This window comes from Escherichia sp. MOD1-EC6162 (assembly GCF_002965125.1).
In the GTDB taxonomy this organism is placed as follows: domain Bacteria; phylum Pseudomonadota; class Gammaproteobacteria; order Enterobacterales; family Enterobacteriaceae; genus Escherichia; species Escherichia marmotae.
In genome coordinates, this window is the sequence record NZ_PTSB01000013.1 from 25,862 (window position 1) to 38,861 (window position 13,000).

At 51.1% G+C, this 13,000-nt stretch carries 14 protein-coding genes; 3 read left to right on the forward strand and 11 right to left on the reverse strand.

Annotation, left to right across the window (positions count from 1 at the left end):
- The first annotated feature begins 115 nt into the window (after nt 1-115).
- The 3 genes from nirC (at nt 116) to A9587_RS12640 (ending at nt 2,757) form a co-directional block, all read left to right on the forward strand.
- On the forward strand, nt 116-922 hold the full coding sequence (gene nirC / locus A9587_RS12630) for a nitrite transporter NirC (RefSeq protein ID WP_000493561.1): 807 nt from the start codon (nt 116-118) through the stop codon (nt 920-922).
- Nucleotides 923-939: 17 nt separating this feature from the next.
- Entirely contained in the window at nt 940-2,313 is a 1,374-nt protein-coding gene (gene cysG, locus A9587_RS12635) for a siroheme synthase CysG (protein WP_000349875.1), read from the forward strand.
- A gap of 276 nt (nt 2,314-2,589) precedes the next feature.
- Nucleotides 2,590-2,757 carry a YhfL family protein gene (locus tag A9587_RS12640; protein WP_001031834.1) on the forward strand — a complete coding sequence of 56 codons (168 nt, stop codon included), beginning with the start codon at nt 2,590-2,592 and terminating at the stop codon, nt 2,755-2,757.
- Nucleotides 2,758-2,865: 108 nt separating this feature from the next.
- Here A9587_RS12640 and A9587_RS12645 read toward each other — a convergent pair whose 3' ends face one another.
- The 11 genes from A9587_RS12645 to rpe form a co-directional block, all read right to left on the reverse strand.
- Entirely contained in the window at nt 2,866-3,951 is a 1,086-nt protein-coding gene (locus tag A9587_RS12645; protein ID WP_105263289.1) for an aminotransferase class I/II-fold pyridoxal phosphate-dependent enzyme, read from the reverse strand.
- 11 nt (nt 3,952-3,962) lie between these two features.
- Complete coding sequence (locus A9587_RS12650; protein ID WP_000366842.1) at nt 3,963-5,267, reverse strand: YhfT family protein; 1,305 nt, start codon at nt 5,265-5,267, stop codon at nt 3,963-3,965.
- An 11-nt stretch (nt 5,268-5,278) separates the two neighbouring features.
- Complete coding sequence (locus tag A9587_RS12655) at nt 5,279-5,632, reverse strand: DUF2620 domain-containing protein (RefSeq protein ID WP_001517214.1); 354 nt, start codon at nt 5,630-5,632, stop codon at nt 5,279-5,281.
- A gap of 10 nt (nt 5,633-5,642) precedes the next feature.
- Nucleotides 5,643-6,521, reverse strand: a complete 879-nt coding sequence (locus tag A9587_RS12660) for a phosphotriesterase-related protein (RefSeq protein ID WP_016249275.1) — start codon at nt 6,519-6,521, stop codon at nt 5,643-5,645.
- Nucleotides 6,518-7,744 carry a phosphopentomutase gene (locus tag A9587_RS12665; RefSeq protein WP_001517216.1) on the reverse strand — a complete coding sequence of 409 codons (1,227 nt, stop codon included), beginning with the start codon at nt 7,742-7,744 and terminating at the stop codon, nt 6,518-6,520. The genes A9587_RS12660 and A9587_RS12665 overlap by 4 nt, the downstream gene beginning before the upstream one ends.
- Nucleotides 7,745-8,908, reverse strand: coding sequence for a YhfX family PLP-dependent enzyme (locus A9587_RS12670; protein ID WP_001517217.1), 1,164 nt, complete (start codon nt 8,906-8,908; stop codon nt 7,745-7,747).
- An 83-nt stretch (nt 8,909-8,991) separates the two neighbouring features.
- A complete protein-coding gene (locus A9587_RS12675) occupies nt 8,992-9,354 on the reverse strand; it encodes a hypothetical protein (RefSeq protein ID WP_000450044.1) in 363 nt (120 codons plus the stop codon).
- A 16-nt stretch (nt 9,355-9,370) separates the two neighbouring features.
- Complete coding sequence (yhfZ, locus tag A9587_RS12680; protein ID WP_001254804.1) at nt 9,371-10,276, reverse strand: GntR family transcriptional regulator YhfZ; 906 nt, start codon at nt 10,274-10,276, stop codon at nt 9,371-9,373.
- Nucleotides 10,277-10,558: 282 nt separating this feature from the next.
- A complete protein-coding gene (trpS, locus tag A9587_RS12690; protein ID WP_000165548.1) occupies nt 10,559-11,563 on the reverse strand; it encodes a tryptophan--tRNA ligase in 1,005 nt (334 codons plus the stop codon).
- The gene (gene gph, locus A9587_RS12695; protein WP_001517219.1) at nt 11,556-12,314 is read right to left on the reverse strand and encodes a phosphoglycolate phosphatase; all 759 of its coding nucleotides are present in this window, start codon (nt 12,312-12,314) and stop codon (nt 11,556-11,558) included. Before gph ends, trpS begins: the two co-directional genes overlap by 8 nt.
- Nucleotides 12,307-12,984 carry a ribulose-phosphate 3-epimerase gene (gene rpe, locus A9587_RS12700; protein WP_000816280.1) on the reverse strand — a complete coding sequence of 226 codons (678 nt, stop codon included), beginning with the start codon at nt 12,982-12,984 and terminating at the stop codon, nt 12,307-12,309. The genes gph and rpe overlap by 8 nt, the downstream gene beginning before the upstream one ends.
- Nucleotides 12,985-13,000 lie beyond the last annotated feature (16 nt).

A 13,000-nucleotide genomic window follows, 5' to 3' on the forward strand; every position in this document is an offset into this window, starting at 1 on the left:
GGGAGGCGCAATGCCTCCCCTTTTTGCATTGTCCTGTAATAACCTTCGGTATATTGCAGGACATTTTTTAAACTCTTTGTTTTATTTTTTGTTTTTATTTTTTAAGGATAATCAAATGTTTACAGACACTATCAATAAGTGTGCGGCGAACGCTGCGCGCATCGCACGCCTGTCGGCAAATAACCCGCTTGGCTTTTGGGTCAGCTCCGCAATGGCGGGAGCTTATGTGGGTCTTGGGATCATCCTGATTTTCACGCTCGGCAATTTGCTCGATCCGTCCGTGCGTCCGCTGGTGATGGGGGCAACTTTTGGTATCGCCTTAACGCTGGTGATTATCGCCGGTTCTGAACTGTTCACCGGACACACCATGTTCCTCACCTTTGGGGTGAAAGCAGGCACCATCAGCCACGGGCAAATGTGGGCAATTCTGCCGCAAACCTGGCTGGGTAATCTGGTCGGTTCCATCTTCGTAGCGATGCTCTATAGCTGGGGCGGCGGTAGCCTGCTACCGGTGGATACCAGCATCGTCCATTCTGTCGCGCTGGCCAAAACCACCGCACCGGCGATGGTACTGTTCTTCAAAGGCGCATTGTGTAACTGGCTGGTTTGCCTGGCAATCTGGATGGCGCTGCGCACCGAAGGCGCGGCGAAATTTATCGCTATCTGGTGGTGTCTGCTGGCGTTTATCGCCTCCGGCTATGAGCACTCCGTTGCCAACATGACGCTGTTCGCCCTCTCCTGGTTCGGCAACCATAGCGAAGCCTACACTCTGGCGGGCATTGGTCATAACCTGCTGTGGGTGACGCTGGGTAATACTTTATCTGGCGCCGTATTCATGGGATTGGGTTATTGGTATGCTACGCCGAAAGCTAATCGTCCGATTGCGGACAAATTTAATCAAACTGAAACGGCTGCAGGTTAATCAGTAAGGGGTTTTACGTGGATCATTTGCCTATATTTTGCCAATTACGCGATCGCGACTGTCTGATTGTCGGCGGCGGTGATGTCGCGGAACGCAAAGCCAGGTTGCTGTTGGACGCAGGCGCTCGCTTAACGGTGAATGCATTAGCGTTTATTCCGCAGTTTACCGCATGGGCAGATGCTGGCATGTTAACCCTCGTCGAGGGGCCATTTGATGAAAGCCTTCTCGATACCTGTTGGCTGGCGATTGCGGCTACTGATGATGATGCGCTTAACCAGCGCGTCAGCGAAGCCGCTGAATCTCGTCGTATCTTCTGTAATGTGGTAGATGCACCGAAAGCCGCCAGTTTCATTATGCCGTCCATTATCGACCGCTCACCGCTAATGGTAGCGGTCTCCTCCGGCGGCACATCTCCAGTCCTGGCGCGCCTGCTGCGCGAAAAACTCGAATCACTACTGCCTCTCCATCTGGGTCAGGTGGCAAAATATGCCGGACAGTTACGCGGTCGGGTGAAACAGCAGTTCGCCACAATGGGTGAGCGTCGCCGTTTCTGGGAAAAACTGTTCGTCAATGACCGTCTGGCGCAGTCGCTGGCGAACAACGATCAGAAAGCCATTACTGAAACGACCGAACAGTTAATCAATGAGCCGCTCGATCATCGTGGTGAAGTGGTGCTGGTTGGCGCAGGTCCAGGCGATGCCGGGCTACTGACGCTGAAAGGCCTGCAACAAATTCAGCAGGCTGATGTGGTGGTCTACGACCGTCTGGTTTCTGACGATATTATGAATCTGGTACGCCGCGATGCTGACCGCGTTTTCGTCGGTAAACGTGCGGGATACCACTGCGTACCGCAGGAAGAGATTAACCAGATCCTGTTGCGGGAAGCGCAAAAAGGCAAACGCGTGGTGCGTCTGAAAGGCGGCGATCCGTTTATTTTCGGGCGTGGCGGCGAAGAGCTGGAAACGCTGTGCAATGCAGGCATTCCGTTCTCGGTGGTTCCGGGCATTACCGCAGCTTCTGGTTGCTCTGCCTATTCGGGTATTCCGCTAACACATCGCGATTACGCCCAGAGCGTGCGCTTAATCACCGGGCACTTAAAAACGGGTGGCGAGCTGGACTGGGAGAATCTGGCGGCAGAAAAACAGACGCTGGTGTTCTATATGGGGCTGAATCAGGCCGCGACCATTCAGCAAAAGCTGATTGAATACGGAATGCCAGGTGAAATGCCGGTGGCGATTGTCGAAAACGGTACGGCGGTTACGCAACGCGTGATTGACGGTACGCTCGCGCAACTCGGTGAACTTGCGCAGCAAATGAACAGCCCGTCTTTGATTATTATTGGTCGGGTCGTTGGCCTGCGCGATAAATTAAACTGGTTCTCTAACCATTAATTTAAAAAAAATTATCTAAGGCCGGATATTTCTGGCCTTTTTATTTACAATAATCACCATATTAATTTTTATTTTCAGCAGACATAAAACAACTTTTTAACTAATTTGTTTTTTAACAACTCCCCACAGTTACAGTGGCTTACAAATATAATTGAATTATTAATAGTCCACTCACTGACGTGTCATAGATATTCCTGTATTGTCTCTAACGAGCTGTTTGCTTATATTCACATAACTAATGAATATTACTCGATATATTTTACATAGGGAATGAGAATGAACAAGTTTATTAAAGTAGCATTGGTAGGTGCGGTACTGGCAACGTTAACTGCATGTACTGGTCATATTGAAAACCGTGACAAAAACTGCTCTTATGATTACCTTCTGCATCCGGCAATTTCTATTTCTAAAATCATTGGCGGCTGCGGTCCGACTGCACAGTAATCTCTTAACAGAGATCGGTTAATGCTGTTTTAATTACCTGACGCCCTCTATTTTTACCAGAGGGCGTATTTGTTTTTACCTTGCCTTTAAAAATATCGTTCACAGCAGTTAAATACAGGCAATACTCTCGCGCAAAATACGCAGCACTGTCTCCTCACCACTACGATTAGGATTAATACGAATCGCACAATGTTCTAATTGTGGATTCGCCTGACGAAATGTCCCGGAAAGACGATAAAAGAGCGGCGGAATTTCATATTTCGACTCCGCACCAACTGGATATGGCAATGCACCGCGTTTCTGCGCTTCTTCCAGTACCCTTGCAGCAATCGGCTGATGGAACTCCACAATCAACACCTTCGACTGCGCATTGGCAATGACGGCGCTTTTAACTTGTGGCACTGCGCCACCGTTGAGCAAGGTCAGCAACCTTTCAGATACCCTCGCCTGTACTGCATGCATCACTGGCGCAAAAACCAGTCCGCGCAAGACTTCCAGCGCCTGAGCGCCCTGAATCTGGCTGCCTCCGGAGTAAAGCGTGGCACGAATACGGTTGATGGTATCAGCATCGCCTACCACCGCACCAACCCCCTCCGGCCCAAACAGCTTGAAGCAGGAAAAAGTTGAGACATTCGCCCCGCATTCGCAGCCAATCCGCGCCACCTTCATCACCGCATAGTTGTCATCAGTTAACGCTGGAACACCCGCCAGGCGCAACGTTGCCAGCACATCTGCCAGAATGTAGCGATCCTGCGGCTGCTGGCGTGTATGTTGCACCAGTGCTGCATCTGGTTGTTGCTCTTCGACGATTTGCTTAAGTGCCGACAGGTCATTGAAATCAGCGGTAATAAGCGTCAGCCCCATCTGCTCAATAATGACCCGCGTAGTCGGATAAACAGGCGCATCATGTACCAGAAGACGCTGCCCGGGCTTGAGCAAAGCTGCCAGCCCGGCACGGATCGCCCCAGTGCCAGCGCCTTGCACCAGCGCCGCCGCTTGCGCATGAAACACACCCGCCAGTACCTGTTCCACACGTTGAGTAATGCGCGGTTGATTCAACCCCGGCGTTAATCCCAAATCACCACAGGTAAGGAACTCACCGCCAGGGAAATAGCGGCAAATCGTGTCCACCAGCGCAAACTGCTTTTGCTGTGCTTCAGCAAGAGTCAGGCTTTGCAAGGGAAACGTCTTCATAAGTGCATTCCTTAAGCCGGAACAAACAAGCCAAGCCAGTAAAGAACATTCAGCAGAATGCCGGTGATCATCACTGCCACCACAGGTGCCGCCATTTTCTGTACCGGACGCCCCAGAGATTCGTTGAGGAAGTAAATGGCGACCGCAATAGAGAATCCGGTATAACCCGCCATTTTGATTGCCGCGAAAATCGAACCGACCAACAGAGCCACTTCCATCAGCATATTCATGGCGTTACGAATGTTATCCGACGCATTACGCACTGACGGGTAGCGCCCCAGCCATTTACCTATCGACCGTAACAACAAAACTTCCGCCGAAATAACCACTGCGCCCAATACCGCCGCAACCATCGGATTAGGCGAGAGATAGCCCACCGCATAGACAAAGGTAAAGCCAGCAACCGCATACACCCCCGTGGCTAACGCAGTGGTGGCAATCAACGGCACAAAACCCAGCCCGCGCATAAATTCTGCCAGCGCCGCCTGATTGATCAGCGTTTGCGATTGCTCCGGCGTGACGCCTGCGGAGTACGCTTTCTCAAGGGTGAAGATCGACACTTCGCTACCAGCAAAAATTTTCATACTGGCAACAGCAGCGATCAGCGCTCCGACAATGGCGATATACGGAAGATTTTTGATAATCCGCGACGTGCGCTCTTCAAAGACCGAAAATCCGCTGGCATCGATATCATTTTCATCACGATGACGCAGGTCGTGAGTTATCGCGATCCCCAGCAGCATTACCATGCCAATAAAGATTTCGATGGATTCCGGATTAAGATGCGGGAAATAACGCACCACCACGACGCGAGTCATCAACACGACGGCGGCAGCGATCAGGCTTTGCTTCCAGCCAAACTGGTAGAAAATCGCCACCAGCGGGAAGAGTGCAAAAGCAGAAACTACCGGAGAGCTTAATTCCCCCAGACTACCTAAAACATCAACCGGCAGCGCAGTCAGCAACTGGTTTACCGGCAGCAGGCAGGTGAGGATCAGTATCCCCCAGATTGCGCCAAGGCCAAACGCCATCAGGCTGTTTATCGCCAGTACGCCGAGGATATCGGTAGGAAGAAAAAGTAACCATGCGTTGAGCAGGCCGGTTTTCAGGGTAAAGGAGATCCCCACCGATGCCACAAAACCAATACTCAAACCGAAAGCGATACTCCCCGCCTCGCGACGGTTCATATAGCCTTCAATCAATTGTGGCAGGATCGGGCGAATACCATCATGAAATACGGCCGCCGAGCGATGTGCCAGAAGTGATGTCATACCGGTCAGGCACGCCACCACGATAATCTGAATATACAGATCCATAGTCGTGCCTTTTATTTCAGATGGTTAATCAGCATCGGAATCGCGTGTTCAACGTGCTCAACGGAAAGCCCAAACGCCACCTTTCCTTCAGCGATCATTTTGGCGATATGCTCGTCTTTCGCTTTAATACCAGGTCTGGCAATGGTGCAACTTTTGTTATAACCAATCACCGCGATAGCAATCGACAATGCCGCACCTGCGCCGGTATTACACGCGCCGATGTAGTAATCCAGTTGCCCGGATTTCACTTTCATTGCCGCTTCCATGTCGTTATAAATGAAAACTTCAAAACAGCCAGGAGCCGTCGTTTCAATGGTTTTTTTAATCTGCTCACGCTGTAAGCCTGCAACGCCAATCTTTTTCATGAGTCTGTCCTTATTGGAAAAATTGAGAGGGAGTTTCACGTAACATCACATCCACATCGGCCTGACTGAATCCTGACTGGCGCAACTGCGGAATAAAGGTGGTAAATAAAAAGTCATAGCCATAACCACCGTTGGCTTTTAAATGGGAACGACGAGTAATATCCATCGACAGCATGACGCGGTTAAGCAATCCACGGTCGCGGAGCGCGTGAAGCATCGCAATACGCTTCTCATCCGGGTAGTAACTGTTCTTGCCAATGGTGTCGAACTGCACATACGCGCCGAGATCGATCATCTTTAAAATGTTGTCGAGGTTGTCTTTAAGATCGCAGTGCCCGAGGGTGACCCGCGAAAGATCGACTCCGTGGGATTGCAGTAGAGCCAGTTGTTCCAACCCCATAGTGCTAAAAGATGTATGAGTGGAAATGGGCCGTCCGGTCTGGTTATGCGCCAACGCGGCGGCAATGAAAACTTTCTCTTCCAGCGGCGTGATTTTGCCCTCACTGGAGCCAATCTCCGCGATGACCCCAGCTTTCAGTTCCGTGCCATCGATACCCTGTTCAATTTCATCGACCATCTCTTGCGCCAGCTCCTGCACGCTGCGGGTCGCCACATGCTCCGGGAAAAAGGCATCCTGGTAATAACCAGTACAAGGCACCACGTTGATTCCCGTCTCACGCATCACATCGAGCATAAATTGCGCATTGCGGCCCATGTAACGATTGGTCATCTCAATCACATTACGAACGCCCTGCGCCATCAGGTCGTTCATCTCCTGGCAAATGAACGCATATTGATCAAGGCGGCAATCCACGTTGTTTTTAAAGCCGGAGAGATCAATATGCAGATGCTCATGAGCAAGGGTGTAGCCGGTCGAATCGATGGTCATAAAGAGTCACCCTGAAAGCGAAGGGAAGATAAAAAAGAGCTGCCGTTTTGTGGCGGCGAAGCACGGAAAAATTCACATACCGTGGCTCCAACATCAGAGAGCGTGGGATACACACCCAGACGAGTGGCAGCCAATCCACGCTGATAAACCAGCACAGGCACTACTTCGCGGGTATGGTGGCTGTGGCCGATAGTCGGGTCGTTACCGTGATCAGCCATGACGATCAGGCAATCATCCGGCTGCATCGCCTCAACAAGCCGGGCAAGATTACGGTCAACGACCTGCAAACGTTCGGCATAACGTGCGACGTCTTCTGCGTGACCGGCGAGGTCGGTTTCCTGAATATTGGTGCAAATAAAGGCTGTCGGATGGGCGTTAAATTCGTCGAGAGTGATATCCATAATCCGTTGGCTATCCACCAAATTTTGCCAGCTCATTCCATGAGGATTGCTGACGATATCCGCCACCTTACCCACCAGCACCGTAGGTACGCCTACCTGATGCAGTTGTTGCGGCACCTGCACTTTTTCATCGACACCGTAGCCCATATGTACAACCTGGAAACCGCTGTCATAAGCGCCGGAACGCGGTGCATTTATGCCAATAAAACGCCCTTCCTTGCTTTCTGCGGCATCAAGAATGCGCTGGCTGTCCTGCAACAGGCCGCCAAAAGTAATAACCCTGCCAACCTGTACCTGCTCACGCACCACACGACCAATCTTGACAACTTCATCGAACGGTATCGCAGAGAGATTGGCGGTAACGTTATAGACCTGGCCTAAATCCGCTTCGAGATTGTCGCCAACTGCCACGGCCTGGTTTACCCACAGAAATTGCAACGCATCGCCACGGCGTTCGACCTGCCAGCCCGCAGCCATTAAGGCTCGTTCAACACGATCAATAACGTCGCGAAAGGGCATCCGCAGCGGCGGCAAGGGGCGCGTACCTAAAATTTCCTGATGCCCCATAAAGGTATCGCCACCTTCATGTTGCAGTTCTGCTACGCCCCAGACTGCGCAATCCGATGGCTGCATATCACCCGGCGCATAACCCAATGCATTGATTAGCCCCAACTTCTCAAGAGTCGGCAACTGTAAATGCGGCAACTGGCTAAGAATGTGACCACAGGTATTCGCCCCGGCATCCTGTGGGCGTACCCGCGCAACATCTTTCATTGCGCCTACGCCAAAACTATCGATCACTAACACCACAAATCGCGCCATTTACGCCTCCAGAAGGTTGCCGAGGCTGTCATAGCGACCAACAATTTCCGCCGCGCCGCGCTGAATACCGGACACCAACACCACATCGCTACGGGTGACAAAAATCTGCGTACGAAAACAAAGCACCACCGCGCTACTTACCGGAAACTCACCAGCCAACGGCAGGTAATAGTCGATACTGTTGTCATCCACTGTTTTGAGAAGTGTTTCTGTGATGCTTTGATTTTCTGGAGTAAAAATAAGAGCGTGATGTGCATGACCACGGCGATAGTAACCACCGCCATAGCAATAACTGTCGCCACGGAAGTGGTGGGAAATTTCACTTAACCAAAGCATGGCGATACGTTCGGGTTGATCGCCCTGCTGGTTTGCCGGAATAGTGCCGGTCAGCGCATGACCAGGTTCGGCATGGGTAACACCATATTGCGCTAACACCGGCAACGAAGTGCAACTGGTCGCTGAAGGCGCGTTTAGTTGCTCAAGGGCAGTGCCAGATTTAGCCAGTTGATCCCGCGCCTGTACCAGCGTGTGAAGATTCGGCGTGGGTAAAACTTTCCCGCTTGTTTCATCCCAAAGCAGGCAAGGGAAATGGGTAAGTCCCGCTAAATGTAGTCCTGGTAGTTTTTGGATTTCAGCGACAATGTCATGCAGCGTATTTTGGGTAAAACCGCTCTCCTGCCCTGGATAAAGGAAATCATCGTCGCTATAAACTTTGAGCAGCACAGACTGTACGCATCCAGCCTTCACCGCTGCCGCAGAAATTTCCCGTGCTTTATCGAGGGTAAACACAGTGATAACACCGGTTCCCTGTTCAACGGTGTCAGATACCTGGTGACAAGGGATTTGTACCAGATGCCCCTGATGCGCCACCGGCAAACCGGCGCGACGCATCACTCGTGCCTCTTTGTAGTCCACCGCCACAATGCCGCTGTAGCCCAGCGCCAGCAGCTTTTCCGCCAGCCACGGGTTACGACCGAACTGCTTAGTCATCAGATACAGTTCAATACCGTAAAGCCGTGCTGTCTCAATGAGTCGCTTACCGTTTTCCAGTACCTGATCCACGTCGATCACCCAACAGTCCGGGGCGATCTTGCCCTGCTGCCACAGGCTTAATGCGGCAGAAATCAGCGCCGGGTTCTGGCGTTTCAATGCTTCTACAAACATCTTGTTGCCTCGTTTCTGTTCCTTAATTCAAATATTCATTTTTTTGAATATTTAAGATGTACGACGTGGATTTGCCATGTGCTTCAAAGGTCTTCGTTAGCGGCCATCCATAATCCATAAAGGTTGGCCAGCAGATATCCTTCTTCACACGGGTTAACTTCCAACGCGAATCCCTGCAATAACACCCGATGCAACTGCATGATCGCTGGCCAGTGGCTGGATTGCGCCAGTTCCGTCAGTAATTCGTCATCCAGCGGCAGTATCTGTTCACCGCGACGGCTGCGCATCAGCGCACTCGCCATATGCGTCATCGCCATCGTTCCCTGCTCGCTACGTATGGGCAGATGACATTCTGTTTCCAGAATCTTGACAACCTGCATCATGCCTTTACAAATGTCCTTATCTATGACCCCTGCATCGCAAAGCAGGTTGAGTCTGGTTTCCATTTTAGATGCCTTTTATTTAATAACTGGGTTCCTGTTCCCCGCTGACCACCCGCTGTTGATGGGCAAGCAGGGCGTGTTTATCAACAACCGCACGCAGTAATTGTTGCATCGGGTAATCATCAGCTCGCGTCAGGATCACGGCTTCGGTGGCCTGCAAAAATCGCGGATCGTCTGTGAGCGGCGTCGCTTCTAATCCAAGCATGGCCAGTTCGCTTTCTGCCACCACATTCCAGATCACCGCATCGACATCACCTTTGACAATGCGCTGCAAACTCTCGTGATAGGAGAGATCGACGCGCTCCACACTGCGATCACCAAAAAAGACATCGGTCATGATTTTCTGATCCGCCGAGCGACTATCCAGCCCAACACGCTGCACATTACCGGATTCACCTTTGCGACAAATCAACTGGTGCTCACCAACGTAGGTGTGCGGCCCCAACTCCAGTGCGAGGCATAAACCTTTTTGTGTGAGATAACTTTCTGCCGCCAGCCGGGAAACCACTGCCATGTCATACACACCGTTAAGCAAACACTCCACGCGAATATCCGCGCCGCGCATATGCGCATAGTAAAAAGGAATGCCATCAAACTGGGCTTTTAACCCGCTAGCCAACCCTTCGTACAGACGGGTATAAGGCAGAGGCATCGCACAGACTACATTGTTGATATCGACATGGCTCAACAGCGCTTTGTTATCCATCTCCGCCAGGAAACTGCCATTACGCCCGCGACGTTCAATGCGTATCGCGCCGCTTGATTCCAGCGTTTTTAGCGCGGCCTGCGTCAGGCCAACGGACGAGCGGCATTCAGTTGCCAGCTCATCAATCGTTTTCAGGCGATTACCGCATTTTTCACCCAACAAATAACGGGCCAGCGTCGTGATGACGACACCTTCTTTTTTGATAAACGTTCGGCGCATAGTAAATTTTCAATAAAGTGAATATTTATATATTCATTAAAATGAAGATAAGTGGCAACCACGAGAGATGGAAACGGCGAGATGCTTCACATTTTTCCGGATTACTGCGAAAAAGGGACAAAAAAACCGGGTTTCCCCGGTTTCAGAGTGATGATAAAAGCAAAACTGCATGATGCGCTACGCTTTTCTTCAACATGTTGAATTTACAACATTTTATAGGCCAGATAAGGCGTTCACGTCGCATCTGGCATAAACAAAGCGCACTTTGCCAACAATGTTGAATTACGGCTTCGCTACAAAACCAATTGCTTCGTAAACCGCTTTCAGCGTGCGGGAAGCGTGTGCGCTGGCTTTTTCTGCACCGTCTTTCATCACCTGTTGCAGGAAGGCTTCGTCATTGCGGAAACGGTGATAACGCTCCTGCAATTCAGTCAACATTCCGGAAACCGCTTCTGCCACTTCGCCTTTCAGATGACCATACATTTTGCCTTCGAACTGTTTTTCCAGCTCCGGGATGCTCTGGCCAGTCACTGCAGAAAGGATATCCAGCAGGTTAGAAACCCCCGCTTTGTTCTGCACGTCGTAGCGAACTACTGGCGGCTCGTCGGAATCAGTGACCGCACGCTTGATTTTCTTCACTACCGATTTCGGATCTTCCAGCAGGCCGATAACGTTATTGCGGTTATCGTCAGACTTGGACATCTTTTTGGTCGGCTCCAGCAAAGACATTACGCGCGCGCCAGATTTCGGAATATACGGCTCTGGCACTTTAAAGATATCGCCATACAGCGCGTTGAAACGCTGGGCGATATCACGGCTCAGTTCCAGGTGCTGTTTCTGATCCTCACCGACCGGCACCAGGTTGGTTTGATACAGCAGGATATCTGCTGCCATCAGCACCGGATAGTCAAACAGACCAGCGTTGATATTCTCAGCGTAACGTGCAGATTTATCTTTGAACTGAGTCATCCGGCTCAGCTCACCGAAATAGGTATAGCAGTTCAGCGCCCAACCTAACTGTGCGTGTTCCGGTACGTGGGACTGAACAAAGATGGTGCTTTTCTCAGGATCGATGCCACAAGCCAGATACAGTGCCAACGTATCCAGCGTCGCTTTACGCAGCTTCTGTGCATCCTGGCGCACGGTAATAGCGTGTTGGTCAACGATACAGTAAATGCAATGGTAGTCATCCTGCATGTTTACCCACTGACGCAGCGCACCCATGTAGTTACCAATGGTCAATTCACCTGAAGGCTGTGCGCCACTAAAAACGATGGGCTTAGTCATTTTTCGATTCCTGATTTTCGCTTTGCGGAAGCCCTAATGCGGGCAGAAGGTCATTGAGAGACTGATAAATTACATCAGGCTGGCTAAGTTCGATAGCCTCGCCGTAGTTATATCCATAGGTTAAGCCAACAGAAGGACAACCGGCCGCTTTTGCCGCCTGAATATCATTGCGAGAGTCGCCAACAAACAGCATTTGTTGTGGAGCAATGCCCATACGTTCAGCCACCAGTAACAGCGGATCCGGATGCGGCTTTTTGTTTTGTACGTCATCGCCACCGATGACCACGCTAAAGTATTTGGCGATATCTAAAGCTTCAAGCAATGGCGCAACAAACGGCGTCGGTTTGTTCGTGACCAGACCTAACGGCAAGCCTTTGGCCTGCAACGCACCGAGCGTATCGGCAACGTGTGGAAACAAAAACGTCCCTTCTTCAGCAACCTCGCCATAGTAGCGGTCAAACAGCTTACGCATAATACGCACCTGTTCTTGCAATGGGATGTCGTCATCAACAGGCGGCTTACCCATCGTTTTACGCAGGGTCGCACGTTCCTGACGCGCCCAGGTCAGTGCTCGTTCCATCAGAACATCTGCGCCGTTACCAATCCAGGTAATAACTCTTTCTTCGCCTGCGACAGGTAACTCCAGCGCGTACAGCGCCATATCTACCGCGGCAGCAAGACCGGGAGCACTGTCAACCAGCGTGCCATCGAGATCGAAGGCAACGCCCCGAATATCTTCAAACTTATTCATGACTTACCTTTGCCAGTTCACTGCGCATTTCATCAATGACTTTTTTGTAGTCTGGCTGGTCGAAAATGGCCGAACCAGCGACGAACATATCCGCCCCCGCCGCAGCGATTTCGCCAATGTTATTAACCTTCACTCCGCCATCCACTTCCAGGCGGATATCGAAACCAGACTCGTCGATGCGGCGACGCACTTCGCGTAGTTTATCTAACGTTTGCGGAATGAAAGACTGACCGCCAAAACCGGGGTTAACTGACATCAGCAGGATCACATCCAGCTTATCCATCACATAGTCCAGATAACTCAACGGCGTGGCCGGGTTGAACACCAGACCCGCTTTACAGCCATTTTCTTTAATCAGTTGCAGCGTGCGATCAACGTGCTCTGAGGCTTCAGGATGAAAGGTAATGATGCTGGCACCTGCGGCAGCGAAATCCGGCACAATGCGATCAACCGGTTTCACCATCAAATGTACATCAATAGGGGCGGTAATGCCGTAGTTACGCAAGGATTTCAGCACCATAGGTCCAATCGTCAGGTTGGGAACGTAGTGGTTATCCATGACATCAAAATGCACGACATCAGCGCCGGCTGCCAGGGCTTTTGCGGTATCTTCACCCAGGCGGGCAAAATCAGCCGACAGAATTGAGGGGGCAATCAAATACTGTTTCATCCGCTTCTCCTTGAGA

Coding starts and splice junctions, on each gene's coding strand:
- nirC (WP_000493561.1), top strand. CDS start 116: ATGTTTACAGACACTATCAATAAGTGTGCGGCGAACGCTGCGCGCATC.
- A9587_RS12640 (WP_001031834.1), top strand. CDS start 2,590: ATGAACAAGTTTATTAAAGTAGCATTGGTAGGTGCGGTACTGGCAACG.
- A9587_RS12645 (WP_105263289.1), bottom strand. CDS start 3,951: ATGAAGACGTTTCCCTTGCAAAGCCTGACTCTTGCTGAAGCACAGCAA.
- A9587_RS12650 (WP_000366842.1), bottom strand. CDS start 5,267: ATGGATCTGTATATTCAGATTATCGTGGTGGCGTGCCTGACCGGTATG.
- A9587_RS12655 (WP_001517214.1), bottom strand. CDS start 5,632: ATGAAAAAGATTGGCGTTGCAGGCTTACAGCGTGAGCAGATTAAAAAA.
- A9587_RS12660 (WP_016249275.1), bottom strand. CDS start 6,521: ATGACCATCGATTCGACCGGCTACACCCTTGCTCATGAGCATCTGCAT.
- A9587_RS12665 (WP_001517216.1), bottom strand. CDS start 7,744: ATGGCGCGATTTGTGGTGTTAGTGATCGATAGTTTTGGCGTAGGCGCA.
- A9587_RS12670 (WP_001517217.1), bottom strand. CDS start 8,908: ATGTTTGTAGAAGCATTGAAACGCCAGAACCCGGCGCTGATTTCTGCC.
- A9587_RS12675 (WP_000450044.1), bottom strand. CDS start 9,354: ATGGAAACCAGACTCAACCTGCTTTGCGATGCAGGGGTCATAGATAAG.
- yhfZ (WP_001254804.1), bottom strand. CDS start 10,276: ATGCGCCGAACGTTTATCAAAAAAGAAGGTGTCGTCATCACGACGCTG.
- trpS (WP_000165548.1), bottom strand. CDS start 11,563: ATGACTAAGCCCATCGTTTTTAGTGGCGCACAGCCTTCAGGTGAATTG.
- gph (WP_001517219.1), bottom strand. CDS start 12,314: ATGAATAAGTTTGAAGATATTCGGGGCGTTGCCTTCGATCTCGATGGC.
- rpe (WP_000816280.1), bottom strand. CDS start 12,984: ATGAAACAGTATTTGATTGCCCCCTCAATTCTGTCGGCTGATTTTGCC.